This is a genomic window from Pseudomonas sp. SWRI51, assembly GCF_014268825.1.
Lineage (GTDB): Bacteria > Pseudomonadota > Gammaproteobacteria > Pseudomonadales > Pseudomonadaceae > Aquipseudomonas > Aquipseudomonas farsensis.
The window spans coordinates 64,573-90,910 of sequence record NZ_JABWRG010000007.1 but is presented as its reverse complement, the minus strand read 5'-3'; the positions used below and the strand labels follow the sequence as shown (position 1 = coordinate 90,910).

Annotated in this window: 24 protein-coding genes; 13 read left to right on the top strand and 11 right to left on the bottom strand. The window is 59.5% G+C overall.

What is annotated here, in order from left to right:
- Nucleotide 1: 1 nt before the first annotated feature.
- Together gmhB and HU720_RS04570 are read left to right on the top strand one after the other, a co-directional pair.
- Complete coding sequence (gmhB, locus tag HU720_RS04575; RefSeq protein ID WP_186517629.1) at nucleotides 2-529, top strand: D-glycero-beta-D-manno-heptose 1,7-bisphosphate 7-phosphatase; 528 nt, start codon at nucleotides 2-4, stop codon at nucleotides 527-529.
- Nucleotides 530-594: 65 nt separating this feature from the next.
- Nucleotides 595-1,365, top strand: a complete 771-nt coding sequence (locus HU720_RS04570) for a lysophospholipid acyltransferase family protein (RefSeq protein ID WP_186517627.1) — start codon at nucleotides 595-597, stop codon at nucleotides 1,363-1,365.
- A gap of 285 nt (nucleotides 1,366-1,650) precedes the next feature.
- Here HU720_RS04570 and HU720_RS04565 read toward each other — a convergent pair whose 3' ends face one another.
- A complete protein-coding gene (locus HU720_RS04565) occupies nucleotides 1,651-3,270 on the bottom strand; it encodes an MFS transporter (RefSeq protein ID WP_186517625.1) in 1,620 nt (539 codons plus the stop codon).
- A gap of 97 nt (nucleotides 3,271-3,367) precedes the next feature.
- A complete protein-coding gene (locus HU720_RS04560; protein ID WP_186517623.1) occupies nucleotides 3,368-5,017 on the bottom strand; it encodes a GMC family oxidoreductase N-terminal domain-containing protein in 1,650 nt (549 codons plus the stop codon).
- Between the two features lie 170 nt (nucleotides 5,018-5,187).
- On the opposite strand from HU720_RS04560, the gene HU720_RS04555 reads away from it, so the two are divergent.
- Entirely contained in the window at nucleotides 5,188-6,075 is an 888-nt protein-coding gene (locus HU720_RS04555; protein WP_186517621.1) for a LysR family transcriptional regulator, read from the top strand.
- Here the strand turns inward: HU720_RS04555 and HU720_RS04550 are convergent.
- From HU720_RS04550 to dnaA, 9 genes are all read right to left on the bottom strand, one after another.
- Nucleotides 6,064-6,882 (bottom strand): sulfite exporter TauE/SafE family protein, encoded by an 819-nt coding sequence (locus tag HU720_RS04550; protein WP_186517619.1) that lies wholly within the window; start codon nucleotides 6,880-6,882, stop codon nucleotides 6,064-6,066. The two genes, HU720_RS04555 and HU720_RS04550, sit on opposite strands and share 12 nt — an antisense overlap.
- Nucleotides 6,883-6,928: 46 nt before the next feature.
- Nucleotides 6,929-7,813 (bottom strand): MBL fold metallo-hydrolase, encoded by an 885-nt coding sequence (locus tag HU720_RS04545; protein ID WP_186517617.1) that lies wholly within the window; start codon nucleotides 7,811-7,813, stop codon nucleotides 6,929-6,931.
- A 181-nt stretch (nucleotides 7,814-7,994) separates the two neighbouring features.
- A complete protein-coding gene (locus HU720_RS04540) occupies nucleotides 7,995-8,642 on the bottom strand; it encodes a serine/threonine protein phosphatase (RefSeq protein WP_238337619.1) in 648 nt (215 codons plus the stop codon).
- A 20-nt stretch (nucleotides 8,643-8,662) separates the two neighbouring features.
- On the bottom strand, nucleotides 8,663-9,364 hold the full coding sequence (locus HU720_RS04535; RefSeq protein ID WP_186517613.1) for a hypothetical protein: 702 nt from the start codon (nucleotides 9,362-9,364) through the stop codon (nucleotides 8,663-8,665).
- Between the two features lies 1 nt (nucleotide 9,365).
- Nucleotides 9,366-10,136, bottom strand: a complete 771-nt coding sequence (locus HU720_RS04530) for a MarR family transcriptional regulator (protein ID WP_186517610.1) — start codon at nucleotides 10,134-10,136, stop codon at nucleotides 9,366-9,368.
- Between the two features lie 159 nt (nucleotides 10,137-10,295).
- Nucleotides 10,296-12,716: a DNA topoisomerase (ATP-hydrolyzing) subunit B gene (gene gyrB / locus HU720_RS04525; protein WP_186517608.1), complete on the bottom strand. Its 2,421-nt coding sequence runs from the start codon at nucleotides 12,714-12,716 to the stop codon at nucleotides 10,296-10,298.
- A 4-nt stretch (nucleotides 12,717-12,720) separates the two neighbouring features.
- Nucleotides 12,721-13,824: a DNA replication/repair protein RecF gene (recF, locus tag HU720_RS04520; RefSeq protein WP_186517606.1), complete on the bottom strand. Its 1,104-nt coding sequence runs from the start codon at nucleotides 13,822-13,824 to the stop codon at nucleotides 12,721-12,723.
- A 15-nt stretch (nucleotides 13,825-13,839) separates the two neighbouring features.
- A complete protein-coding gene (gene dnaN, locus HU720_RS04515) occupies nucleotides 13,840-14,943 on the bottom strand; it encodes a DNA polymerase III subunit beta (protein WP_186517604.1) in 1,104 nt (367 codons plus the stop codon).
- 40 nt (nucleotides 14,944-14,983) lie between these two features.
- The gene (gene dnaA / locus HU720_RS04510; RefSeq protein WP_186517602.1) at nucleotides 14,984-16,516 is read right to left on the bottom strand and encodes a chromosomal replication initiator protein DnaA; all 1,533 of its coding nucleotides are present in this window, start codon (nucleotides 16,514-16,516) and stop codon (nucleotides 14,984-14,986) included.
- Nucleotides 16,517-17,125: 609 nt separating this feature from the next.
- Here dnaA and rpmH point away from each other — a divergent pair.
- From rpmH to HU720_RS04460, 10 genes are all read left to right on the top strand, one after another.
- Nucleotides 17,126-17,260, top strand: a complete 135-nt coding sequence (gene rpmH / locus HU720_RS04505) for a 50S ribosomal protein L34 (RefSeq protein WP_003253163.1) — start codon at nucleotides 17,126-17,128, stop codon at nucleotides 17,258-17,260.
- Between the two features lie 13 nt (nucleotides 17,261-17,273).
- The gene (gene rnpA / locus HU720_RS04500; RefSeq protein WP_186517662.1) at nucleotides 17,274-17,678 is read left to right on the top strand and encodes a ribonuclease P protein component; all 405 of its coding nucleotides are present in this window, start codon (nucleotides 17,274-17,276) and stop codon (nucleotides 17,676-17,678) included.
- Nucleotides 17,671-17,916: a membrane protein insertion efficiency factor YidD gene (yidD, locus tag HU720_RS04495; RefSeq protein ID WP_078477749.1), complete on the top strand. Its 246-nt coding sequence runs from the start codon at nucleotides 17,671-17,673 to the stop codon at nucleotides 17,914-17,916. The genes rnpA and yidD overlap by 8 nt, the downstream gene beginning before the upstream one ends.
- 2 nt (nucleotides 17,917-17,918) lie before the next feature.
- A complete protein-coding gene (gene yidC / locus HU720_RS04490; RefSeq protein ID WP_186517600.1) occupies nucleotides 17,919-19,592 on the top strand; it encodes a membrane protein insertase YidC in 1,674 nt (557 codons plus the stop codon).
- 84 nt (nucleotides 19,593-19,676) lie between these two features.
- Nucleotides 19,677-21,047: a tRNA uridine-5-carboxymethylaminomethyl(34) synthesis GTPase MnmE gene (mnmE, locus tag HU720_RS04485; RefSeq protein WP_186517598.1), complete on the top strand. Its 1,371-nt coding sequence runs from the start codon at nucleotides 19,677-19,679 to the stop codon at nucleotides 21,045-21,047.
- A gap of 496 nt (nucleotides 21,048-21,543) precedes the next feature.
- Nucleotides 21,544-23,436: a tRNA uridine-5-carboxymethylaminomethyl(34) synthesis enzyme MnmG gene (mnmG, locus tag HU720_RS04480; RefSeq protein WP_186517595.1), complete on the top strand. Its 1,893-nt coding sequence runs from the start codon at nucleotides 21,544-21,546 to the stop codon at nucleotides 23,434-23,436.
- Entirely contained in the window at nucleotides 23,433-24,083 is a 651-nt protein-coding gene (gene rsmG, locus HU720_RS04475; RefSeq protein ID WP_186517593.1) for a 16S rRNA (guanine(527)-N(7))-methyltransferase RsmG, read from the top strand. The genes mnmG and rsmG overlap by 4 nt, the downstream gene beginning before the upstream one ends.
- Nucleotides 24,084-24,101: 18 nt before the next feature.
- Nucleotides 24,102-24,893, top strand: a complete 792-nt coding sequence (locus tag HU720_RS04470) for a ParA family protein (protein WP_186517590.1) — start codon at nucleotides 24,102-24,104, stop codon at nucleotides 24,891-24,893.
- A 9-nt stretch (nucleotides 24,894-24,902) separates the two neighbouring features.
- Nucleotides 24,903-25,775: a ParB/RepB/Spo0J family partition protein gene (locus HU720_RS04465; protein ID WP_186517588.1), complete on the top strand. Its 873-nt coding sequence runs from the start codon at nucleotides 24,903-24,905 to the stop codon at nucleotides 25,773-25,775.
- Nucleotides 25,776-25,924: 149 nt separating this feature from the next.
- Complete coding sequence (locus HU720_RS04460; protein ID WP_186517586.1) at nucleotides 25,925-26,332, top strand: F0F1 ATP synthase subunit I; 408 nt, start codon at nucleotides 25,925-25,927, stop codon at nucleotides 26,330-26,332.
- The last annotated feature ends 6 nt before the right edge of the window (nucleotides 26,333-26,338 follow it).

Below are 26,338 nucleotides of genomic sequence, written 5' to 3'. Positions count from 1 at the left end.
CTTGAAACTGCTGATTCTCGATCGGGACGGGGTGATCAACTTCGACTCCGACGCCTACATCAAGACGCTGGAAGAATGGCTGCCCATTCCCGGCTCGGTCGAAGCGATTGCGCAGTTGAGCAAAGCCGGCTGGACGGTGGCAGTTGCCACCAACCAGTCCGGCATTGCCCGTGGCTATTATCCACAGGCCACCCTCGATGCCATGCATGCGCGTCTGCGCGAGCTGGTGGCAGGCCACGGCGGTGAAGTGGGTCATATTGTGTATTGCCCGCATGGGCCCGACGAAGGCTGCGCTTGCCGCAAGCCCAAGCCGGGCATGCTGCTGGCGATTGCCGAGCATTACCAGGTGCCATTGGCCGGCGTGTGGTTCGTCGGTGACAGCAAAGGTGACCTGCAGGCGGCGCTGGCCGTCGATGCACAGCCGGTGTTGGTGAAAACCGGCAAGGGCGAGAAAACCCTCGAAAACGGCGTGCCTGAAAACACGCTGGTTTTCGACGATCTGGCGGCTGTTGCCAGAGCACTCATTTAAAGCGGTGCGCCGGTGCGGCGTACCTTTCATCAGGCGGGCGATGCCCCGCAACGGTAAATGCCACTATGTCGATCCTGCAGGCGATCAGAATCTTTCTTTTTTACCTGCTGTTGGGTACCAGCTCGATGCTCTGGTGCTCGCTGAGCTTTTTCATCGCGCCGTTTTTGCCGTTCCCCAAGCGCTATCGGTTCATTAACGTGTACTGGTGCCGTTGTGCGTTGTTTCTGGCGCGCACCATCCTGGGCATCCGCTACACCGTGACCGGCGCCGAGAACGTGCCAGAACAGCCCTGCGTGATTCTGTCCAATCACCAGAGCACCTGGGAGACGTTCTTCCTGTCGGCGTATTTCTCGCCCCTGAGCCAGGTGCTCAAGCGCGAACTGCTGTACATGCCGTTCTTCGGCTGGGCGATGGCCATGCTGCGGCCGATCGCCATCGACCGCAACAACCCGAAAGAAGCCCTGCGCCAGGTCGCAAGCCAAGGTGACGAACTGCTCAAGCAGGGCACCTGGGTACTGATTTTCCCTGAGGGCACCCGTGTGCCTTACGGCCAGATCGGCAAGTTCTCCCGCGGCGGTACTGCGCTTGCGGTAAATGCCGGTTTGCCCGTGCTGCCCATCGCCCACAACGCCGGCAAGTTCTGGCCACGTGAAGGGTGGGGCAAGCGCCCGGGCACCATCGAGATCGTGATCGGCGAACCGATGTATGCCGAAGGCACCGGGCCCCGCGCAATTGCGGCTCTGAACGAGCGCGCCCAGGCCTGGAACGAAGCCACCCAGCGGGCCATGGGCGCGTTGCCGCCAGTGCCTGAAAACGCCGAGCAGAACATCGCCTGACGATCTGTGGATAACGTGTTAGCAATTTTTGGATTAAATGCCTGAATTGCTACCTAAGTAATTGAAATAAAACGTTATTTCTCAAATCGTAAATTTTCGGAAAATCGTGCATAAGTTTTTTTGCGCGATAAAAAAACCGGCTTTTAAGTCCAATGTCTGTCAGGCCCATCGCGGGGCAAGCCCGCTCCCACAGAATGCATGAACGCTGCTTTTGTGGGAGCGGGCTTGCCCCGCGATGGGCCTGACTGGCATTAGCGCTTAAGCCGGTTTTTTTGTGTGCTGCACTTATACCTTGTCGATATCCACATCCTTGGTTTCTTTAAGGCAGAAGATCCCCACCACCAGGCTCACCCCGGTGATCAAGATCGGGTACCACAGCCCGTAGAAGATATCCCCTGTGTACACCACCAGCGCGAAGGAGACCGTCGGCAGGAAGCCGCCAAACCAGCCGTTGCCGATGTGGTAGGGCAGGGACATCGAGGTATAGCGGATGCGTGTGGGGAACAATTCGACCATCACCGCGGCCAGTGGCCCGTAAGTCATGGTGGCGATCAGGATCATGGCGACAATCAGCACCACCACCATCACCTGATTTACCTGCGCTGGGTCCGCCTTGGCCGGGTAGCCCGCAGCCTCGATGGCGCTGCGCATGGCTGCTTCGTCAAAGCCGTTGATGGTCTTGTCACCGATGCTCACGCTGACATCGTTACCGGCAACCGCGACCGAGCTATACGGCAGGCCTTGCTTGACCAGGAACGTCTTGACCTTGTCGCACGGGCTGTCGAAGCGCGCCTTGCCCACCGGGTCGAACTGGAAGGTGCAGCCTTGTGGGTTGGCGTTGACCACAATCGGCGCCTGGCGGCTGGCCGCGTCGATCTGTGGGTTGGCGTAGTGGCTGAGGGCCTTGAACATCGGGAAGTAGCACACCGTGGCCAGCAGCAGGCCAATCATCAGGATCGGTTTACGCCCGACCCGGTCCGACAGCCAACCAAAGAACACGAAGAACGGCGCGCCAATCACCACGCTGATAATCAGCAGGGTATTCGCCTGGGCCGGGTCGACCTTGAGCATCTGCGTCATGAAGAACAGCACGTAGAACTGCGCGGTGTAGAAGGTCACCGCTTGGCCTGCGTTGATACTGAACAGCGCCGTCAGCACCACCTTGAGGTTTGGCCACGAGGTGAACGACTCACGGATCGGCGCCTTGCTCACCTTGCCTTGGGCTTTCATTTTCACGAAGGCCGGCGACTCGTGCATGCTCATGCGGATCCAGGTCGAGATCGCCAGCAGGAAGATCGACAGCAGGAACGGCAGGCGCCAGCCCCAGGTCTCGAACTGATCACCGCTGATATAACGGCTGGCCAACACCACGACCAGCGACAGCAGCAAGCCGAGCGTCGCGGTGGACTGGATGAACCCGGTGTAGAAGCCGCGCTTGCCATGCGGGGCATGCTCGGCAACATACGTTGCCGCGCCGCCGTACTCCCCCCCCAGCGCCAGGCCTTGAAGCATGCGCAGCACGACCAGAATGATCGGTGCGGCGATGCCGATGGTGGCGTAGGTAGGCAGCAACCCGACCGCGAAGGTCGACAGGCCCATCAGCACAATGGTGACCAGGAAGGTGTACTTGCGCCCGATCATGTCGCCCAAACGGCCGAATACCAATGCGCCGAACGGGCGCACCAGGAAGCCGGCAGCAAAGGCCATCAAGGCGAAGATGAAGGCGGTGGTGTCGTTGACGCCAGCAAAGAACTGCTTGCTGATGACCGCGGCCAGTGCGCCATAGAGGAAAAAGTCATACCACTCGAACACTGTCCCGAGGGATGACGCGAAGATGATCTTGCGTTCTTCACGGCGGCTTACGCTGCTGGCAGCAGCGCCTTGCTCTTGGATGTAGTCCGACATCGTTGCTGTCCTCGGCCCGCAGGCCACAGTGATTATTCTTGTTGTTCCACTGTCGACGGCCTTTGACCTCAGGCCATCGGTGTTGCACACACCCGGGTCAGGGCGTCGGTATCGCGCTGGTGTCGCTCAGCTGGGTCTGGGTATGCGCTCCCTTGAGGATCAATTGCGCCGCCTTCTCGGCGATCATCAATGTGGGTGAACAGGTATTGCCGGAAACAATCTGCGGCATGATCGAAGCGTCAGCCACCCGCAGCCCGGGGATACCGTGCACGCGCAGCTGGTTATCCACAACATCCAGCGCGCCACCGCCCATGCGGCAGGTGCCCACCGGGTGGAAGATGGTGGTGCCAATCTGCGCGGCGGCCTGGTGCAGTTCCTCTTCGGTTTGCAGCGCAGAACCGGGCAAGTATTCGCGTGGCTCGAACGCTGACAGGGCAGGGGCCTGAACGATACGCCGGGTGATGCGGATAGCGTCGGCGGCAACCTTCAGGTCAGCCGGGTCGCTCAAGTAGTTGGGGTCGATCAGCGGCGCGGCGTTCAAGTCAGCTGACCGGATGTCGATGCGCCCACGGCTCGCCGGGCGCAAGTTGCACACCGACGCGGTGAATGCCGGGAAGCGGTGCAGGGGTTCGCCGAAGCGCTCAAGCGACAGCGGTTGCACGTGGTACTGCAAGTTGGCCGAGGCCTGTTCGGGGCCGGAACGCACGAACGCGCCCAACTGGCTCGGTGCCATGGCCAGCGGGCCAGTGCGGTCGTAAGCGTAGCGCAGGCCCATGCCCAGTTTGCCCCACAAACTGTTAGCCATCTGGTTCAGCGTGCGGGTGTTCTGGATCTGGTAGATAAGCCGTAGCTGCAGGTGGTCTTGCAGGTTGCCGCCCACCCCAGGCATGTCATGGCGAACGCCAATGCCAAGGTTCTCAAGCAGCGCCCGTGGGCCGATGCCTGAGCGTTGCAGAATACCGGGCGAACCCAGGGCGCCAGCACACAGGATGATTTCGCGGCGCGCGTCGAACTCGTGCCAGGCGCCTTGCCACAAAGCCTTCACCGCACGTGCGCGGGTGTTGTCGAGTAGTACCTGATCGACCTGCACACCGGTCAGCACTGTGAGGTTGGGGCGTTTCAGAATAGGCCGCAAGAACGCTTTGGCCGAGTTCCAACGCACGCCACTGCGTTGGTTGACCTGAAAGTATCCACAGCCTGCGTTGTCACCGGTATTGAAGTCGTCGATCTTGGCGATGCCGCTTTGTTCGGCAGCATCACGGAAAGCATCGAGAATCGGCCAGCTGTAGCGTTGTTGCTCGACCCGCCATTCACCTTCGCTGCCATGGCTGTCGCTGGCACCGGCAAAGTGGTTTTCGCTGGCCTTGAACAGCGGCAGCACATCCTTCCACGCCCACCCGTCGTTGCCTTGCTCGGCCCAACGGTCGTAGTCAGCCGCTTGGCCGCGCATGTAGATCATGCCGTTGATCGACGAACAGCCGCCAAGCACCTTGCCGCGCGGGTAACCGAGGGCACGGCCACTGAGGCCGGCTTGCGGCTCTGTCTTGAAGCACCAGTCGGTGCGTGGGTTACCAATGCAATACAGGTAACCAACGGGGACGTGAATCCAGGGGTAGTTGTCGCGCCCACCGGCTTCGAGCAGCAGGACACGGCAGGATGGGTCCGCAGACAAACGGTTGGCCAACAGGCAACCGGCGGGCCCGGCGCCTACGACCACGTAGTCGTACACAGAATCGGCTGATGGCATGTGCAACCTCGCGCCTGATTATTATTCTTGTCCCGGTCCATCTTATTGATTAATTTCGCGGAGGAAACACGAGATTTTGCGCAGCCGTTGTGCGTTTTAGCACAACGCAAACAGCCCAGAAGGGCGGTAGCCTCGCAACCGAGACCTGCCTGCACATCCAAGGACGCCGAATGTTTGACTGGAATGATCTGCGGTTTTTCCTCGAGTTGCAGCGCAGCGGCCGGCTGCTCACTGCCGCCAAACGCCTGAACACCACCCACAGCACCGTAGCCCGGCATATAGAAAGCATCGAGCAAAGCCTCGGCACCGCGCTGTTCGTGCAACATGCACAGGGTTATGAACTGACGCCGTCGGGCCAGGCACTGCTCAAGCATGCCGAAGCCATGGAGAACGCCGCGCTGCTGGCACAGGAAGAAATCACCCAGGCCATCACGCCGCTGGGCAAGATTCGCCTGGGGGTGACCGAGGGGATCGGCATCATGTTCTTCACTCCGCGCATGAACGCGCTGTTCGAGCGCTACCCTGGGCTTGAGGTGGAGTTGGTGGCGGTGCCGCGGTTTGTGAGCATTCTCAACCGCGAGGCCGAGATCAGCATCCACCTCGAACGCCCCAACGCGGACCTGCTGATTACCCGCAAACTCACCGACTACCGGCTGGCGCTGTATGCAAGCCAGGCCTACCTGGACCGCGCGCCGCCCCTCAACAGCCGCGAAGACCTGGCGCGGCACAACTGGATTGGCTATGTCGATGACCTGCTGTTCAGCCAGGAGTTGCTGTTGCTCAACAGCTTCTGTCGGGCACCCAACGTGGTATTTCGCAGCACCAGCGTGATCGCCCAGCAAAAGGCGGCGCAAGCCGGGCTAGGTATTGCCGTGCTGCCCAACTACATGGCCAGGAACGACCCGAAGCTCATACGCGTGCTGCCCAGCGAAACCATCCAGCGCAGCTACTGGATTTGCACCCGCCGCGAGTTGCACAAGTCGGTGCGGCTGCGCGTGGTGTGGGACTACCTGCTGGCGGTGTGTGCAGCCGAACAGGGCGAGCTGTTAGCCGAGTAGCGTCTTGGCTGCTAGCAGCAGCGCAGCACCCATCCCTACCACCGCAAACAGCTGCTGCAAGCGCGGCCCGGCCAACTTGCTGGCCAGCGGGCGCGCCGACAGCAGGCCCAGCACTGCACCTGCAGCGAACGGTGCACCGACCTGCCAGTGCATCACCCCGGCAACACTCGCACTGATCACGCTACCGGTCGCGACCAAGGCGATCACCGCCAGCGACGTCGCAACGATGCTTTTCATGTCCAGGTTGGTGTAGCGGCTGAGCGCGGGAATAATCACGAAGCCTCCGCCAACGCCCAGCAGCCCGGAGAGCACCCCCGAGAGCATGCCGGTAAACGCCAGCGCCCGGGCGCAGGGCAGGGTCCAACGCAAGCGGCCCTGCAACGGGTTGAGTACGCAGGGCATCAGGTGCCGGTCACCGCACGGCGGCTGGCCGCGCAATTCGCGTGCGGCTTTGCGCCAGATGCGCAGGCAGGCGTACACCAGCACCGCAGCGAAACCAATGGCCAGCGGGGTGTTGGGCAGCTTATGGGCGAGTATCAACCCCAACGGTGTACAGGCAATACCGATCACCGCAATAAACAGTGCTGCCCGATAGCGCACCAACCCCTGGCGCAACCCGAGCCCGGCGCCGACAGCAGCGGCCATACCCACGGCCAGCAAGCCAACCGGCGCCGCCTCGACCATGCTCAGGCCCAACCCGAATACCAGCAGTGGCACTGCCAGTATGCCGCCACCGGCACCCGTCAGCGCCAGAACCGCACCGATGATCGCGCCCAGCGCAGCGCCGAGCAGTTGCGTTTCAATCACTGCCGAACCTCAGGCTGGAGGGGAGGGCGCATGGTCCAGGCATCCTTTACAGCGTGTTCAAAGGGATCTTGAGGTAGCTCACGCCGTTTTCTTCAGGCTCGGGAAACTGCCCGCTGCGCATGTTGATCTGCACCGAAGGCAAAATCAGCACCGGCATATCGAGGGTGGCGTCACGTGCTTCGCGCATGGCCACAAAGCTGTCCTCGCTGATGCCTTGATGAATATGGACATTGCTGGCGCGTTGCTCCGCGACCGTGCTGTGGTATTGCAGCTCACGCCCACCGGGCAAATAGTCGTGGCAGAGAAATATCCGGGTCTGGTCCGGGAATGCCAACAGGCGCCTGATCGAACGGTACAACGTTCGCGCGCTGGCGCCGGGGAAGTCACAGCGCGCCGTGCCGTAGTCGGGCGAGAACAACGTGTCGCCAACAAACAGCGCTTTCTCGCCGGCGTCTTCCACCAGGTAGCTCATGCATGCCGGGGTGTGGCCGGGGGTGTGCAAAGCACGGGCATGGAGGTTTCCGATTCGGAAACCCTCCTCATCGACGAACAGCACATCGAACTGACTGCCGTCGCGGGAGAACCCTGGATCGGCGTTGAACAGCGTGCCGAAGGTTTTCTGCACCTGGGTAATCTGCGCACCAATACCAATATGCCCGCCGAGCTTTCCCTTGAGGTAGGCCGCTGCCGAGAGATGGTCGGCGTGGACATGGGTCTCGAGGATCCATTGCACCTTGGCGCCTAAGTGTTCCACAAGCGCGATCAAGCGATCAGCGGACGCACTGGAGGTCCGCCCGGATTTCGGATCGTAGTCCAGCACGCTGTCAATCAATGCGCACTCTCGAGTCGCGGCGTCCATTACCAGGTAGCTGAGGGTCGAGGTTGCTTCGTCGTACAGTGCTTCGATGTGCAGGTTGTTACCGATGATCATCGCACTCTCCAGGTCTGCTGGGCCCATCTTTATAGCAGCAAGCTTTTCGTCAGCCAGTATGACATTGCATCGTTTACCAATAGCGATGTTCCACGTGGAACATTGATACCGAGCACTACGGGGCCGCTGTCGGAGCGGCCTTGCGCCGCGATGGGCTGCGGGGCAGCGAGGACTGCTGGTTTCACATCCACACGTCTATCCACGTTATGTCATCGCTCACAACCGCGATTTCCCTACGAGTATCATTGAGGGCTGCAGCCTGTTGACGCTCAGAGAGTTCGGCCCAAAAACCGTCGGTGGCGAACACAAACCGTGTTCCGGCCGGTGCCATTTGACGCACAAAATCGGGCTGTGGAAAGCGACTTGCCCTAAAGCTTCGAGTCACCAAGTTGCGAGCAGGATCGAGCGCCAACTCCGGATGGGTTCGGTCTCGGTTCCAGTTCGCTTGGCAGTGAGGAGGAGTAAACCATTCGATCCTGCCGTCTGCTGCAGCCATCCCGCAGGCGCAATCCCCTTCATAGGCGACGGTAAGTTTCCCTTGCCGTACAACACCGATCAGATAGCTAGTGCTTCCAGTGTGGATGGCGAACAACTCACGGTGCATATCGACCAAGATAGTGCTGAGTAATCGTTCAATCCGATCGGGGCTGGAGTCATCTGAACTTTGGGCAATATGGCGCTGATAGCCCTCGATCACGCCTCGCGCCAGCGCTTGAGCAAGTTGGCGACTGCCCAGCTTGGAAGTCCCGTCTACAACGACAAACATCCCTTGTACTTCATCAACCTCGGCAAGAGCGAAGTCGTGGTTCTCGGCGCGCTCATGACCCATTACGGTCCTGGCTTGATATCTCATTCAAGCGCGCTCAGGTCTTTCATTCGCTGAAGAATGAGCCCTTCACGCCCTGGGTTTGCCCGAACAGAGCCTGAGCTCTGGATTGCATAATCAATGCCGTCGAGTTCGGCAAGCGCTCCGATACCAGAGGCAATGTAGCGCTTTAATCCTTCATTCGAGTCGCGCACCTCAGCCAATAGTTCTCGGCGCCCGTCGAGCAAGATAATGATGTCCTCCACATCTTTGTGATAAGGGTCGCCTTCGCCTCTGCCAGCGAAAGCTTCGAGCTTGGTCGCCAAAAAGAATGTCGGCTCAAAGACTCGTATCACCCGCCCGCCAGGGAGTTCGAGCGGTACCGCTTTTTCCAGGCCCTCAATGTACCAACGGTTTGCATAGCCAAGGATGGAAGCATCGCTTGGCATTACATCGACAATGACATCGTTGAACCTGAACCGGCAGTTCACTTCATCCTCGCCGGTAATCTTGAAGCCCTTCGCTGCCAGCCGCACTGTGAGCTTTTCCCAGGCAGAAATACCTGCCAACTCGATAACCAGGTCTACATCGTCAGTGAAGCGGATATCGTCCAGCACCGCAGTGTCAGTGACCAACATCGCCGTCGTACACCCGCCAACAAAAGCGCACTCAGCTAGAAAATCGTCGCCTAAACCATCAGCCACAAATGAGATGAGCGCATGATTGTGGTCTGCATTCGATGCCATATTATTTTATCCCCAACCCGGCCTTGAGCATCTGGACTGCCACTGCCGACTCCCTTGGGCCTCCCACTCGGATTGCATCCACGAGTGCGAGGTAGTGGTAGAGGGTCCTGTCTTTCTTCACCGCTTCGATAACCGTCTTGTACAGCGGCACAATCGACTGACCCCGCTCGCTGCCGAACGGATCGGGCCATACCGGTATAAGTTCGCCCGCGCTTTTCAGACGTTTTGCAAGGACTGGCGCCGCGAAGCCTGTAGGAATACCGCGAACAATCGCGCCTGGCTTCACGGGGAAAAAATGCTTAAGCGCATGCTCGCTGATCTTCAGCAGTGCGCGACGATTCACCTTCGGAAGGGAGGTTTCATTATCACTGGTCAGCAAGCCGGCATTGCGGCAGCGAATCAAAGAGTTGGAAATTTCGCTTTTACTGAAGCCAAGTGATGCAGACAGAGCACGTAGGGAATAGCCTTCGTGCCAACTCGTAAGGGGAGTCCCGGTAACGATATCCGACCATCCTTCCCAACGGTCAAGGTCTGCCGAAGGCGACTCGAGTTCAGGCACGGCGATAGCGTCTTGCTGCGAATCTACCAAGCTATCGTAAACAGCCAGCCAAGCCAGCGCGCCGGCATCTTTTACGCCACTAGGCAGTGCTGCTGAAACCTCGACTTCCGGCACAACAGCAGGAGGATAATCCTCGATAGGCCACAGCAGATTTTCTTCTTGAGCATGAAGACTAGCCAATTTGAACAGAAGAAAAATATCTTGACTCTTCATAAGCGCAAACCTTTATCTGTCCACGTTCCATGAAACATGGACATCATTGTGAGTTACTCTAATTGAATGTCAAGAGATCCTAGTAATTTGGCCGAAAATTGAGCACAAAAAAAGCCCGCATACGCGGGCTTTCTCATACAGCAGGTTCTACCGGGATAATCAGAAGTCCAGGTTGGAAACCGACAATGCGTTGCTTTCGATGAAGTCACGGCGTGGCTCGACCGCATCACCCATCAGGGTGTTGAACAGTTGGTCCGCACCAATGGCGTCTTCGATGGTGACTTTGAGCATGCGGCGTACAGCCGGGTCCATGGTGGTTTCCCACAGCTGGTCCGGGTTCATCTCACCCAGCCCTTTGTATCGCTGGATGCTGTGACGCTTGGTGCTCTCGTTCATCAGCCAGGCCAAGGCCTCTTTGAACTCGGTCACGGCCTTGCGACGTTCGCCGCGCTGCACGTAGGCACCTTCACCCAGCAAGGTCGCCAACCTGGAACCCAAGGCAACCACGGTACGGTAGTCGTTGCTGCCGAAGAAATCGCGGTTGAAGGTGACGTAGCTGGCCATGCCGTGGGAGGTCACTTCGACTTCCGGCAGCCAGACGTTGCGCTCTTTGTCTTCGCGCAGGCTGGTCGAATAGCTCAAGCCGGACTTCTGGCAACCGTTCAGGCGCTCTTGAAGCCTGGCCAACCAAGCCTTCATGACCTCATGGTCGCCCAACTGATCCAGGGTGACTTCCGGCAGGTAGATGAAGTGCTCGGTCAGCTCTTCAGCGTACAGGCGCGAAAGGCGCTTGAGGGTCTTGGTGACCGAACGGAATTCGTTCACCAGGGCTTCAAGCTGTACACCCGAAACCGGTGGAGCCGATTCGTCGAGGTGCAGGCTGGCATCCTCGAGGGCCGACTGGGTCATGTATTCCTCCATGGCCTCGTCGTCCTTGATGTACTGCTCCTGCTTGCCCTTCTTCACTTTGTACAGTGGTGGCTGGGCGATGTAGATGTAGCCGCGCTCGACCAGCTCCGGCAACTGACGGAAGAAGAAGGTCAGCAGCAGGGTACGGATGTGCGAACCATCGACGTCAGCATCGGTCATGATGATGATGTTGTGGTAGCGCAGCTTCTCGATGTTGTACTCGTCACGGCCAATGCCACAGCCAAGGGCGGTGATCAGCGTGCCGACTTCCTGCGAAGAAATCATCTTGTCGAAACGGGCTTTCTCGACGTTGAGGATCTTGCCCTTCAACGGCAGGATTGCCTGGGTTCGACGGTTACGGCCTTGCTTGGCCGAACCACCTGCGGAGTCACCCTCCACCAGGTACAGTTCGGAAAGGGCAGGGTCCTTCTCCTGGCAGTCGGCCAACTTGCCTGGCAAGCCGGCGATGTCCAGCGCGCCTTTACGGCGGGTCATTTCACGCGCCTTGCGCGCAGCTTCACGGGCGCGTGCAGCGTCGATCATCTTGCCAACGACCGCTTTGGCTTCGTTGGGGTTTTCCAGCAGGAAGTCGGAGAAGTACTTGTTCATCTCCTGTTCCACGGCGGTTTTCACCTCCGAGGAAACCAGCTTGTCTTTGGTCTGCGAGCTGAACTTCGGGTCCGGCACTTTGACCGAGATAATCGCGGTCAGGCCTTCGCGGGCATCGTCACCCGTGGTGGCAACCTTGTTCTTCTTGGCCAGGCCTTCCTGCTCGATGTAGCTGTTCAAGCTACGGGTCAGCGAAGAGCGGAAGCCGACCAGGTGAGTACCACCGTCGCGCTGCGGAATGTTGTTGGTGAAGCACAGCAGGTTTTCGTTGAAGCTGTCGTTCCACTGCAACGCGACTTCAACACCCACGCCATCTTCACGCTGCACGCTGAAGTGGAAAATCTGGGAGTTAACCGGGGTCTTGTTGGTGTTGAGGTAGTCAACGAACGCGCGCAGGCCACCTTCGTATTTGAAGAACTCTTCCTTGCCGCTGCGCTCATCCTTCAACAGGATGCCGACACCGGAGTTCAGGAACGACAGCTCGCGGATACGCTTGGCGAGGATGTCCCAGCTGAAGTGAATGTTCTTGAACGTTTCGGCCGAAGGTTTGAAATGAATGTGAGTACCCGTGTGCTCACTTTCGCCAACGATGGCCATCGGTGCCTGTGGCACGCCATGCACGTAGGTCTGTTCCCAGACCTTGCCGCTACGGCGAACGGTCAGTACCAGTTTCTCGGACAGGGCGTTCACTACCGAAACACCTACGCCGTGCAGACCGCCGGAAACCTTGTAGGAGTTGTCGTCGAACTTACCGCCGGCGTGCAGCACGGTCATGATGACCTCGGCTGCCGAAACGCCTTCTTCTTTGTGCACGTCGACCGGGATGCCACGGCCGTTGTCACGGACGCTGATGGATTCGTCCGGGTGAATGATGACGGTGATGTCGTCGCAGTGACCGGCCAAGGCTTCGTCGATGGAGTTGTCGACCACCTCGAACACCATGTGGTGCAGGCCGCTACCGTCATCGGTGTCGCCAATGTACATGCCGGGACGCTTGCGTACGGCATCCAGACCTTTCAGCACTTTAATGCTGGAAGAGTCGTACGTTTGATTTTCGCTCATGCCTTCACTCCCGATGGACGTGGGTCTGGGTGATACGGCCTTGTTCCACGTGGAACAAAGCAACTGGCGTTTCCTTCTGCCAGCCTTCCCTCAGAAATTCGTGGTCTACACAGGTGATGAACACCTGGCAGTTCAATTCTTCAAGCAAGCGGCACAGGGCACGGCGATGCTGTTCGTCCAACTCGGACGGCAAGTCATCCACCAGATAAATACACTGACCGCGGCGGACCTGGCTCACCAGGTGCCCTTGGGCAATTCGCAGCGCACACACCACAAGCTTCTGCTGCCCTCGCGAGAGGATGTCAGCGGCGTTGTTGGCGCCCAATCGAAGACGTAAATCTGCGCGCTGCGGGCCAGCTTGGGTGTGCCCCATCTGTTGGTCGCGGAGCACGGAGGTTGCGAGGACTTCACTGAGTTCTCGGTCCTTGTCCCAGCCGCGGTAGTAGCTCAGGGTCAAACCTTCCAGCTCGACCAATTCGCTCAGGGTACGCTCGAAGACCGGCTTCAAAGCCGCGATGTAGGTGCGACGGTATTCATCTATTTCCGCACTGGCCAGACATAACTCCCGGTCCCAGGCGGCTTGCGAAACGGCGTCAAGTGTACCATGCCGGAGCCATGAGTTCCGCTGCCGCAGGGCCTTCTGCAGGCGCTGCCAAGTGGCCATGAAGCGAGGTTCCACGTGGAACACTCCCCAATCCAGGAACTGCCTGCGGATTTTTGGGGCGCCTTCGAGCAAGCGGAAGCTGTCCGGGTTGATCAACTGCAGCGGCAGCATCTCGGCCAGTTGCGCCGCACTGCGTGCGTTCTGGCCATCGATGCGAATAGTGAAATCGCCCTGACGCTCCCGCGAAACACCCAGGTTACTGGTGCCACCCTCTGCCAGCGCGACTTGCCCGAATACCGTGCAGGTTGGTTGTTCGTACTGGATGACCGGGTTCAGACGAGTGCTGCGGAACGAGCGCGCGAGACCGAGCAGGTGCACAGCCTCCAGCACGCTGGTTTTACCGCTGCCGTTGTCGCCGTACAGGATGTTGATGCGGGGGGAGGGAGAGAGGGTCACCGGGTGCAGGTTGCGCACCGCGGTGACCGAAAGCCGTAGAAGGGACATTTGGCCTGCTAAAGGTTACAGGCGCATCGGCATGACAACGTAAGCCGAGTCGTCATTGCCGGCTTCCTGCAGGAGGGCGCTGCTGTTGGAGTCGGACAGAATCAGGCGAACTTGTTCAGTCGTCATCACACCCAGCACGTCCAGCAGGTAGCTGACGTTGAAACCAATCTCCAGCGAACTGCCTTCGTACTCGACGCTGATCTCTTCTTCGGCTTCTTCCTGCTCCGGGTTGTTAGCCTGGATTTTCAGTTGGCCGGCGGCCAGCTGCAGGCGAATGCCACGGTACTTTTCGTTGGACAGAATCGCGGTGCGGCTAAACGCCTCACGCAGGGCCTGGCGATCGCCGACCACAGTCTTGTCGCCGCCTTTGGGCAGCACGCGCTCGTAGTCCGGGAATTTACCGTCGACCAGTTTGGAGGTGAAGGTGAACTCACCGGTGGTCGCGCGGATGTGGTGCTGGCCCAGGACGATACTGACCATGCCTTCCGGGTCGGTCAGCAGGCGCGCCAGCTCAAGGATACCCTTGCGCGGCACGATGACCTGGTGACGGTCGGCCTGGCCGATTGCAGCGTGCATGGCGCACAGGGCCAGACGGTGCCCGTCGGTGGCCACGGCGCGCAGCGTGTCGGTGGAAACTTCAAGCAACATACCGTTGAGGTAGTAGCGCACATCCTGCTGGGCCATGGCAAAGCTGGTGCGCTCGATCAGACGGCGCAGCTTGCTTTGCTCCAGGTTGCAGGTCAGCGAGCCCGGGCCTTCTTCCACAGTCGGGAAGTCGTTGGCAGGCAGCGTCGACAGGCTGAAACGGCTGCGACCGGCTTTGACCAGCAACTTCTGCTCGTCGACCTTGATGTCGATAAGCACGTCGCTCGGCAGACTCTTGCAGATGTCCATCAGCTTGCGCGCAGGCACAGTGATCTCGCCGGGCTCGGCCGGCTCTTCCAACTGCACTCGGCCAACCAGTTCGACTTCCAGATCGGTACCGGTCAACGACAGTTGCTGACCTTGGACGACCAGCAGGACGTTGGACAGGACCGGCAAGGTCTGGCGGCGCTCGACGACGCCTGCGACCAGTTGCAGGGGTTTCAACAGGGCTTCGCGTTGAATGGTGAAATGCATGGTCTAGTCCCTTGCCTTCAATAAGCTGCGCAGACGGCCATCAGGTCGTCAGCGTACGCAGCAGGTTCTTGTAGTCCTCGCGGATGTCCGCGTCGGATTCCTTAAGTTCGTTGATCTTGCGGCAGGCGTGCAGCACGGTGGTGTGATCGCGACCACCAAACATGTCGCCGATTTCCGGCAAGCTGTGGTTGGTGAGCTCTTTCGACAATGCCATGGCCACCTGGCGCGGACGCGCGACCGAGCGCGAACGGCGCTTGGACAACAGATCGGAGATCTTGATCTTGTAGTACTCGGCCACGGTGCGCTGGATGTTATCCACACTCACCAGCTTGTCCTGCAACGCCAGCAGGTCTTTCAGCGATTCGCGAATCAGCTCGATGGTGATGTCGCGGCCCATGAAGTGCGAGTGGGCGATAACCCGCTTGAGTGCGCCTTCGAGTTCACGCACGTTGGAACGGATACGCTGGGCGATGAAGAATGCGGCATCGTGCGGCAGTTCGACCTTGGCCTGATCGGCCTTCTTCATCAGGATCGCCACGCGGGTTTCAAGCTCAGGCGGCTCTACAGCCACCGTCAGGCCCCAACCAAAGCGCGATTTCAAGCGCTCTTCCAGGCCTTCGATCTCCTTGGGGTAGCGGTCGCTGGTGAGAATCACCTGCTGCCCGCCTTCAAGCAGTGCGTTGAAGGTGTGGAAGAACTCTTCCTGCGAACGCTCCTTGCGGGCGAAGAACTGGATATCGTCGATCAACAGCGCATCCACCGAACGGTAGAAGCGTTTGAATTCGTTGATCGCGTTCAGCTGCAGCGCCTTGACCATGTCGGCGACGAAGCGCTCCGAATGCAGGTACACGACCTTGGCATTCGGGTTCTTCTTCAGCAGGTGGTTACCCACAGCGTGCATCAAGTGGGTTTTACCCAAGCCCACACCGCCATAAAGGAACAGCGGGTTGTAGCCATGCTTGGGGTTGTCTGCCACCTGCCAGGCAGCGGCACGCGCCAACTGGTTCGATTTACCTTCGACGAAGGTTTCGAAGGTAAAGGTGCGGTTCAGATAACTGGTGTGCTTGAGCGCGCCTTCTACCTGGACAGTGCGTTGCTCGGTCCGCCCAGGCGCTACCGGAGGCCCGCCAGCCGAACCCATGCTGTCAAAGCTGTCGCGCGAAGTAGGCGGTTCGACTTCTTCGAGCACCAACTGGGCAACGGGCGCTGCAACCGGCTCGCTGGCCACGGCAACCGGTGCCGCTGGCTGGGCAGCGGGCTGCTGGGCAAGGGAAGCCGCCATGGCCGCGCTGACTGGCGCGTTGGGAGCTGCACGTGCAGCCGAACTGCGTCGGCTGCCTATTAATAAGGAAAGCGCCGGCGCGATGCCGGTGCCGTGTTCGCCCAACAGCTCGAGCAGACGACCCAGGTATTTTTCATTTACCCAATCGAGCACAAAGCGGTTAGGCGCGTAGATGCGCAACTCGTCGCCTTCGGCTTCGACCTGTAGCGGACGGATCCAGGTGTTGAATTGCTGGGCAGGCAGTTCATCGCGCAGAAGCTCCACGCACTGCTGCCAAAGTTCCACTGACACGGATATCCCCTGAGTTGAAAGCCGGATGAGGCAAAACAAACCGCCATTGTACCGGGGCGGTAGCCAGTTATCCACATAAGAGGACAGCTCTGGACGCGACAAAAGCGTCAAATCGCGACTGAAATACCACAGACGGCTTGTGAATAAGCCCTGTGGATAACGGCACTTGAGGGCTATGCACAACCCTGGGTTCAACCCTGTGGATAAAACCCCTGTGGATAAACACCCATTCGATACACAGGTTGTACCCATGCGCAGCACAGACAGAGCACCTGTTTCGGACAAGGTTTCGGATCTCTGTACATACCGAAAACACTGGGCTGTAATAGGTTATCCACAGAAGAAGGCCTGCTTAAGCTTTATAAGTTCTTCAGAAAAGCTTTTTATATGCCTCTTTATTTTTTTCATATTGAGTGTCTGTCTGCATGGCCGTCCCGTACCCTGGGTAAAAACCGTGCCCAGGCAAAACCGACGTCCAGTGGCCGTGAACGACCTTCCATAAGGAAACGCTGGTTGGAAATTGACCTACGAGCTTGCTTTCTCTAGAATCGCCGGTCTCTTAAAAGGGGGCCATTCCGGCCCGTCGTCGACAAACCCAGGTAACACGCCATGAAACGTACTTTCCAACCAAGCACCATCAAGCGCGCCCGCACCCACGGTTTCCGTGCCCGTATGGCAACTAAGAACGGCCGCGCCGTACTGTCGCGTCGTCGTGCCAAAGGCCGTAAGCGTCTGGCCATTTGATTTTTCGGCACAGGTGGTGAGTCAGGACTTCAGTCGGGAAAAGCGACTGCTTACACCCCGGCATTTCAAAGCGGTCTTCGACTCCCCAACCGGCAAGGTTCCAGGGAAAAACCTGCTTATCCTTGCTCGCGAGAACGGCCTGGATCACCCACGCCTCGGCTTGGTGATCGGCAAGAAGAGCGTAAAGCTCGCCGTTCAGCGCAATCGCCTGAAACGCCTGATGCGCGATTCGTTCCGTCTGAACCAGCAATCGCTGGCTGGGCTGGATATCGTGATCGTTGCACGCAAGGGGTTGGGCGAAGTGGAAAACCCAGAATTGCACCAACACTTTGGCAAGCTCTGGAAGCGACTGGTCCGCAGTCGACCCTCTCCAGCGGTCAATGCCGATCCTGCAGGGGTAGACAGTCACGATGCGTAAACTGGCCCTCGTTCCGATCCAGTTCTACCGTTACGCCATCAGTCCTCTGATGGCCAGTCACTGTCGTTTCTATCCCAGCTGCTCCTGTTACGCATACGAAGCCATCGAAAACCATGGCTTGTGGCGTGGTGGGTGGCTGGCCGTTCGTCGCCTGGGGCGTTGTCATCCGTGGAACGACGGCGGTTTCGATCCCGTTCCTCCCGCTCCTTCCTCCCGAACTTCTTCGATAGCCGAGTAATCATGGATATTAAACGCACGATCCTGATCGTCGCCCTGGCAATCGTGTCCTACGTCATGGTCCTCAAGTGGAACCAGGACTACGGCCAGGCTGCCTTGCCGACTCAGCATACTGCTGCCCCAGCGCTGCCAGACACGGTGCCTGCCGGTAATAATTCCGGTACCAGCGCCGATGTACCAAGCGCCAATGCCGAGTCGACCCCGGCAGAAATCGCCCCGGTTGCACTCAGCAAGGATCTGATCCGGATCAAGACCGACGTCCTGGAACTCGCTATCGACCCAGTCGGTGGTGACATCGTCCAGCTGACTCTGCCGCAGTTCCCGCGTCGCCAGGACCACCCGGAAATCCCGTTCCAGCTGTTCGATAACGGCGGCGAACGTGTTTACCTGGCGCAGTCCGGCCTGACCGGTACCAACGGCCCTGATGCCCGCAGCGGCGGTCGCCCGCTGTATGCCGCCGAGCAGAAAAGCTTCCAGCTGGCCGACGGCCAGGACCAACTGGTCGTGGACCTGAAGTTCAGCGAGAACGGCGTCAACTACATCAAGCGCTTCAGCTTCAAGCGCGGTGAGTACGACCTGACCGTCAGCTACCTGATCGACAACCAGAGCAGCCAAGCCTGGAATGGCAACCTGTTTGCCCAGCTCAAGCGTGACGCCAGCTCCGATCCATCGTCGAGCACCGCCACCGGTACTGCTACCTACCTGGGCGCCGCCCTGTGGACAGCTGCCGAGCCGTACAAGAAAGTGTCGATGAAAGACATGGACAAGGGCGGTTTGAAAGAAACTGTGGCTGGCGGCTGGGTTGCCTGGCTTCAGCACTACTTCGTGACTGCGTGGATTCCGGCCAAGTCGGACAACAACACCGTCCAGACGCGCAAGGACAGCCAGGGTAACTACATCATTGGTTACACCGGCCCAGCCCTTAGCGTCCCTGCCGGCGGCAAGGCCGAAACCAGCGCCGTGCTGTACGCCGGCCCGAAGATCCAGTCCAAGCTCAAAGAGTTGTCCCCAGGCCTGGAACTGACCGTCGACTACGGCTTCCTGTGGTTCATCGCTCAGCCTATCTTCTGGCTGCTGCAACATATCCACAGCCTGCTGGGTAACTGGGGCTGGTCGATCATCGTTCTGACCATGCTCATCAAGGGCCTGTTCTTCCCGCTCTCGGCTGCCAGCTATCGTTCGATGGCGCGCATGCGTGCCGTAGCGCCGAAGCTTGCCCAGCTCAAGGAACGCTTCGGTGACGATCGCCAGAAGATGTCCCAGGCGATGATGGAGCTGTACAAGAAAGAGAAGATCAACCCGCTGGGTGGCTGCTTGCCGATCCTGGTGCAGATGCCGGTGTTCCTGGCCCTGTACTGGGTACTGCTGGAAAGCGTAGAAATGCGCCAGGCCCCCTGGATGCTGTGGATTACCGACCTGTCGATCAAGGATCCGTTCTTCATCCTGCCGATCATCATGGGCGCCACCATGTTCATCCAGCAGCGCCTGAACCCAACCCCGCCGGATCCGATGCAGGCGAAGGTCATGAAAATGATGCCAATCATCTTCACCTTCTTCTTCCTGTGGTTCCCAGCTGGCTTGGTGCTGTACTGGGTTGTGAACAACTGCCTGTCGATTTCGCAGCAGTGGTACATCACTCGCCGTATCGAAGCCGCGACTAAAAACGCCGCAGCTTGACGGGCTACTGAACTAGCCTGTGAATAAAACGCCCCTTCGTGGGGCGTTTTTGTTATCTGTTGTAACCGTCTAGAGGCTTCGAGCATGAACACTGTGCGTGAAACCATCGCTGCCATCGCCACCGCCCAGGGCCGCGGCGGTGTCGGCATTGTCCGTTTGTCGGGTCCGCTGGCCAGCCAGGCCGGGCAAACCATCACGGGGCGCACGCTGACACCGCGCCATGCCCACTACGGCCCGTTCCGCGACGCCGACGGCCTGGTGCTGGATGAAGGCATTGCGCTGTATTTCCCGGGGCCGAACTCGTTTACCGGCGAAGATGTGCTGGAGCTCCAGGGCCACGGCGGCCCAATTGTCATGGACATGCTGCTGCAGCGCTGTTTGCAGCTTGGTTGCCGGCTGGCACGCCCAGGTGAGTTCAGTGAGCGTGCGTTCCTCAACGACAAGCTCGACCTGGCCCAGGCAGAAGCGATTGCCGACCTCATCGAGGCCAGCTCCACCCAGGCGGCACGCAATGCCCTGCGTTCGCTGCAGGGCGCGTTCTCCAAGCGTGTACACAGCCTTACCGAAGCGCTGATTGCTCTGCGCATCTACGTCGAGGCGGCCATCGATTTCCCCGAGGAAGAAATCGACTTCCTTGCCGATGGCCACGTGCTGAACATGCTCGACACTGTGCGCGCGGAGTTATCCACAGTGCAGCGCGAAGCCGGGCAGGGCGCATTGCTGCGTGATGGCATGACGGTTGTGATTGCCGGGCGGCCGAATGCCGGCAAATCGAGCCTGCTCAACCAGCTGGCAGGCCGCGAAGCCGCCATCGTGACCGACATCGCCGGCACCACCCGGGACATCCTTCGCGAACATATCCACATCGATGGCATGCCGCTGCACGTGGTCGACACGGCAGGGTTGCGCGATACCGACGACCATGTGGAAAAGATTGGTGTGGAAAGGGCGTTGAAAGCTATCGGTGAGGCCGATCGGGTGCTGCTGGTGGTGGATTCCACAGCGCCAGAAGCCAGTGACCCGTTTGCCCTGTGGCCTGAGTTTCTCGATCAACGGCCAGACCCGGCCAAAGTCACGCTGATTCGCAACAAGGCGGACCTCAGCGGCGAGCGGGTGGGCCTTGAGCAAAGCGAAGATGGGCATGTGACGATTACCCTCAGTGCCCGTGATTCAGACGTGGGCCTGGAGCTGCTGCGCGACCACCTTAAGGCCTGCATGGGTTATGAACAGACCGCTGAAAGCAGCTTCAGCGCCCGTCGCCGGCACATGGAGGCGCTGCGCCAGGCCAGCGAGCACCTTGAACACGGGCGCGCACAGCTGACGTTGGCGGGTGCAGGTGAGTTGTTGGCTGAAGATCTGCGCCATGCGCAGCAGGCACTGGGCGAGATTACCGGTGCGTTCAGCTCGGATGATTTGCTGGGTCGCATCTTCTCGAGCTTCTGTATCGGCAAATAGAACAAGCAGCTGTGGATGAAACCGCCCTTGATGGGCGGTTTTTTTTCGTCTGCAGGAAAGGCGAGAGCGCGAAACGCAGGTGATATTGCATCAACAGGGAAAAAACTCGCGGATAAGCTCTGTGGACAACCGACCTTTAGCTCAGTTGATAACCGTGCTTTTTTGTTGAGGAAAAAGGCACCTGTTGATAACCATCAGTTTCATCCACAGGCTATACGCGCCTATCCAGAACCCTCAACCCCAGTCGGACACAGGGTTTTGAAACGCTACATGCCTTGTGGATATTGGCCTGTAGAGCTTTATCCACAGAAAAGGTGCTGTGTATAAATAAACATAAAAACAAAGCTTTTATAAATTTTTTCTCTTTGTTTACTTTTACCTGCCACTCATCCACAGACTGGTCAAATTTTGCTCAGACGGTTTCTTTGAAGGGGTCTAAGTCCCTATACTTGTCGGCTTACCTTCTCTATTCGCAAAAACAGGCACGAGGTGCGTGGTGGATTTCCCTTCCCGTTTTGAAGTGATCGTCATCGGCGGCGGCCATGCCGGTACCGAGGCTGCGCTTGCGTCGGCACGCATGGGTGTGAAAACCCTGCTGTTGACCCATAACGTGGAAACCCTCGGTCACATGAGCTGCAACCCCGCCATTGGTGGCATCGGCAAGAGCCACCTGGTCAAGGAAATCGATGCGCTCGGCGGCGCCATGGCACTGGCTACCGACAAGAGCGGCATCCAGTTCCGGGTTCTGAACAACCGCAAAGGCCCAGCCGTACGTGCCACTCGGGCACAGGCCGACCGCGCCATCTACAAGGCCGTGGTCCGCGAGATTCTGGAAAACCAGCCAAACCTGTGGATATTCCAGCAGTCCTGTGACGACTTGATCGTCGAGCAGGACCAGGTCAAGGGCGTGGTCACGCAAATGGGCCTGCGTTTCTTTGCAGACTCGGTCGTGTTGACCACCGGCACCTTCCTGGGCGGACTTATCCACATCGGCTTGCAAAACCATTCGGGCGGCCGCGCCGGTGACCCACCGTCGATTGCCTTGGCACACCGCATGCGTGAGTTGCCGCTGCGTGTTGGCCGCCTGAAAACCGGTACCCCGCCGCGTATCGATGGCCGTTCTGTGGATTTCTCGGTGATGAGCGAACAGCCAGGCGATACGCCGATTCCGGTGATGTCGTTCATGGGCAACGCACAGATGCATCCGCGTCAGGTCAGCTGCTGGATTACCCACACCAACGCGCGCACCCACGACATCATCGCCTCGAACCTCGACCGTTCGCCGATGTACTCCGGTGTGATCGAAGGCGTGGGCCCGCGCTACTGCCCGTCGATCGAAGACAAGATCCACCGCTTCGCGGACAAGGACAGCCACCAGGTGTTCATCGAGCCTGAAGGCCTGACCACCCACGAGCTGTACCCCAACGGTATTTCCACCTCGCTGCCGTTCGACGTGCAGCTGGAGTTGGTGCGCTCGATCCGCGGCATGGAAAACGCCCACATCGTGCGCCCGGGCTACGCCATCGAGTACGACTACTTCGACCCGCGTGACCTGAAATACAGCCTCGAAACCAAAGTCATCGGCGGCCTGTTCTTCGCCGGCCAGATCAACGGCACCACCGGCTACGAAGAAGCCGGCGCCCAGGGCCTGCTGGCCGGCACCAACGCTGCGCTGCGCGCGCAGGGCCGCGAAAGCTGGTGCCCACGGCGTGACGAGGCCTACATTGGCGTGCTGGTCGACGACCTGATTACCCTGGGTACCCAGGAGCCGTATCGCATGTTCACCTCGCGCGCCGAATACCGGTTGATCCTGCGCGAAGACAACGCCGACCTGCGTCTGACCGAGAAAGGCCGCGAGCTGGGCCTGATCGACGACCAGCGCTGGGCCGCCTTCTGCGCCAAGCGCGATGGCATCGAGCGCGAAGAACAGCGCATGAAGACCACCTGGGTGCGCCCAGGGACGGCGCAAGGCCAGGCCATTGTGGATAAGTTCGGCACGCCGCTGGCCCACGAGTACAGCCTGTTGAACCTGCTGGCTCGCCCGGAAATCGACTACGCCGGCCTGATCGAGGCCACTGGCGGCGAGCAGCTTGACCCGCAGGTGGCCGAGCAGGTCGAGATCAAGACCAAATACGCCGGTTACATCGACCGTCAGCAGGAAGAAATCGCCCGGCTGCGTGCCAGCGAAGACACGCGCCTGCCTGTGGATATCGACTACACGACGATCTCCGGGCTGTCCAAGGAGATCCAGGGCAAGCTCGGCCAGACCCGCCCTGAGACCCTCGGCCAAGCGTCGCGTATTCCTGGCGTAACCCCAGCGGCCATTTCGCTGCTGCTGATTCATCTGAAAAAACGCGGCGCTGGCCGCGAATTGGAGCAAAGCGCTTGAGTTCTCCGGTTACCCCGCAACACGCCGAAGAGTTGTCCACAGGTGCGCGTCAGCTCGGTGTCGAGCTGAGCGCGCAGCAGCACGAATTGCTGCTCGGCTACCTGGCCCTGTTGATCAAATGGAACAAGGCCTACAACCTGACCGCCGTGCGCAACCCGGACGAGATGGTTTCACGCCATCTGCTCGACAGTCTCAGCGTCATGCCGTTTATCCACAGGGACGCCCAGCGTTGGCTGGACGTCGGCAGCGGTGGCGGCATGCCGGGTATCCCATTGGCCATCCTGCATCCGCACAAGCAGGTGACCGTGCTCGACAGCAACGGCAAGAAGACGCGCTTCCTCACCCAGGTGAAAATGGAGCTGAAACTGGACAACCTCACAGTTATCCACAGCCGTGTCGAAGACGTTCAGCCCGAGCAGCCGTTCTGCGGAATCATCTCCCGCGCCTTCAGCAGCATGGAGAATTTCACCAACTGGACCCGCCACCTGGGTGACGCCCGCACGCAATGGCTTGCAATGAAGGGGCTGCATCCTGCCGATGAACTGGTAGCATTGCCCGCAGACTTCACAGTGGATAGCGAGCAGGCCCTGACCGTTCCAGGTTGCCAGGGCCAGCGCCATCTGCTGATACTGCGCCGCAAGGCATGACTGGGAACACACGCAACAATGGCTAAGGTATTCGCAATCGCGAACCAGAAAGGTGGTGTGGGCAAGACCACCACCTGTATCAATCTCGCCGCATCGCTGGCTGCGACCAAGCGTCGTGTGCTGCTGATCGACCTCGATCCACAGGGCAACGCCACCATGGGCAGCGGTGTGGATAAACACGAGCTCGAGCAATCGGTGTACGACCTGCTGATCGGGGAATGCGACCTGGCCCAGGCCATGCAGTACTCCGAGCACGGCGGCTACCAGTTGTTGCCGGCCAACCGCGATCTCACCGCGGCCGAAGTTGTGCTGCTGGAAATGCAGATGAAGGAAAGCCGCCTGCGCAATGCGCTGGCGCCGATCCGTGACAACTACGATTTCATCCTCATCGACTGCCCACCGTCGCTGTCGATGCTCACCCTCAATGCGTTGGTCGCCTCCGATGGCGTGATCATCCCCATGCAGTGCGAGTACTACGCGCTGGAAGGCTTGAGCGACCTTGTGGATAACATCAAGCGCATCGGCGCCAGGCTCAACCCTGCGCTGAAGATCGAAGGCCTGCTGCGTACCATGTACGACCCGCGCCTGAGCCTGAACAACGACGTTTCGGCGCAGCTCAAGGAACACTTCGGCGATCAGCTGTACGACACTGTGATCCCGCGCAACATCCGCCTGGCCGAGGCGCCGAGCTTCGGCATGCCGGCGCTGGCCTACGACAAGCAGTCGCGCGGCGCGCTGGCCTACCTGGCATTGGCCGGGGAGCTGGTTCGCCGTCAGCGCCGCCCTTCACGCACTGCACAAACAACTTAAGGAATCCGCATGGCCATCAAGAAACGCGGTCTCGGACGTGGGTTGGATGCACTGCTCAGTGGTCCTTCCGTCAGCTCGCTCGAAGAGCAGGCTGTGCAGATCGACCAGAAAGAACTGCAACACCTGCCGGTCGAGCTGATCCAGCGTGGCAAGTACCAGCCGCGCCGTGACATGGACCCGCAGGCGCTCGAAGAACTGGCGCACTCGATTCGTGCCCACGGCGTCATGCAGCCGATCGTGGTGCGTCCGATCGGTGACAACCGCTACGAGATCATCGCCGGTGAGCGCCGCTGGCGGGCTACGCAGCAGGCCGGGCTGGACACTGTTCCGGCCATGGTCCGCGAAGTGCCCGACGAAGCCGCCATCGCCATGGCGCTGATCGAGAACATCCAGCGTGAAGACCTCAACCCGCTGGAAGAAGCGCTTGCCCTGCAACGCCTGCAGCAAGAGTTCGAGCTGACCCAGCAGCAAGTGGCCGATGCCGTCGGCAAGTCGCGGGTCACCGTGGCCAACCTGCTGCGCCTGATCTCGTTGCCGGAGGCGATCAAGACCATGCTCGCCCACGGCGACTTGGAGATGGGCCACGCCCGTGCATTGCTCGGCCTGGAAGAAGATCGCCAGGAAGAAGGGGCGCGTCATGTTGTCGCACGTGGCCTCACCGTGCGCCAAACTGAAGCACTGGTGCGCCAGTGGCTGAGCGGCAAACCTGAGCCGGTCGAAACGAGCAAACCTGATCCGGACATCACCCGCCTTGAACAGCGGCTCGCAGAGCGCCTGGGCTCGGCGGTGCAGATCCGCCACGGCAACAAGGGCAAGGGGCAACTTGTCATCCGCTACAACTCGCTAGATGAGTTGCAGGGCGTGCTTGCTCACATCCGCTGAAACAATTCCTGTTGTAGCGCGCAGTCGGAAATCACTACCCGATAGTTGAATAGGGGTTAATCCACCCCTATACTCTGCGCGCATTTTGTCGGCACAAATTATGCCAAGTCGATGTTGACGAGGCGGTCGACTTTCGGGGAGCAGTTTCGATGGAAATCCGCACGCCAAACCGCCTGCCTTTCCATCGCTGGGCAGTTTTTCCGGTATTACTGGCTCAATTTGTCGTACTGCTGCTGGCAGCCTTGGTGTTGTGGCAGTGGAAAGGGGGAGTCAGCGGTTATTCAGGCCTCTGCGGAGGGCTGATCGCCTGGCTACCCAATGTGTATTTCGCCTGGAAGGCTTTTCGCTTCAGCGGAGCCCGGGCGGCGCAGGCCATCGTCAAGTCGTTCTACGCTGGCGAGGCAGGCAAGATGATTTTGACGGCAGTGCTGTTTGCACTGACCTTCGCAGGCGTGAAGCCGTTGGCGCCGTTGGCAGTATTCGGTGTCTTCGTGCTGACCTTATGGGTCAGCTGGTTCGCGCCCCTGCTGATGAATAAAAGACTTTCGAGACCTTAGGGCGTT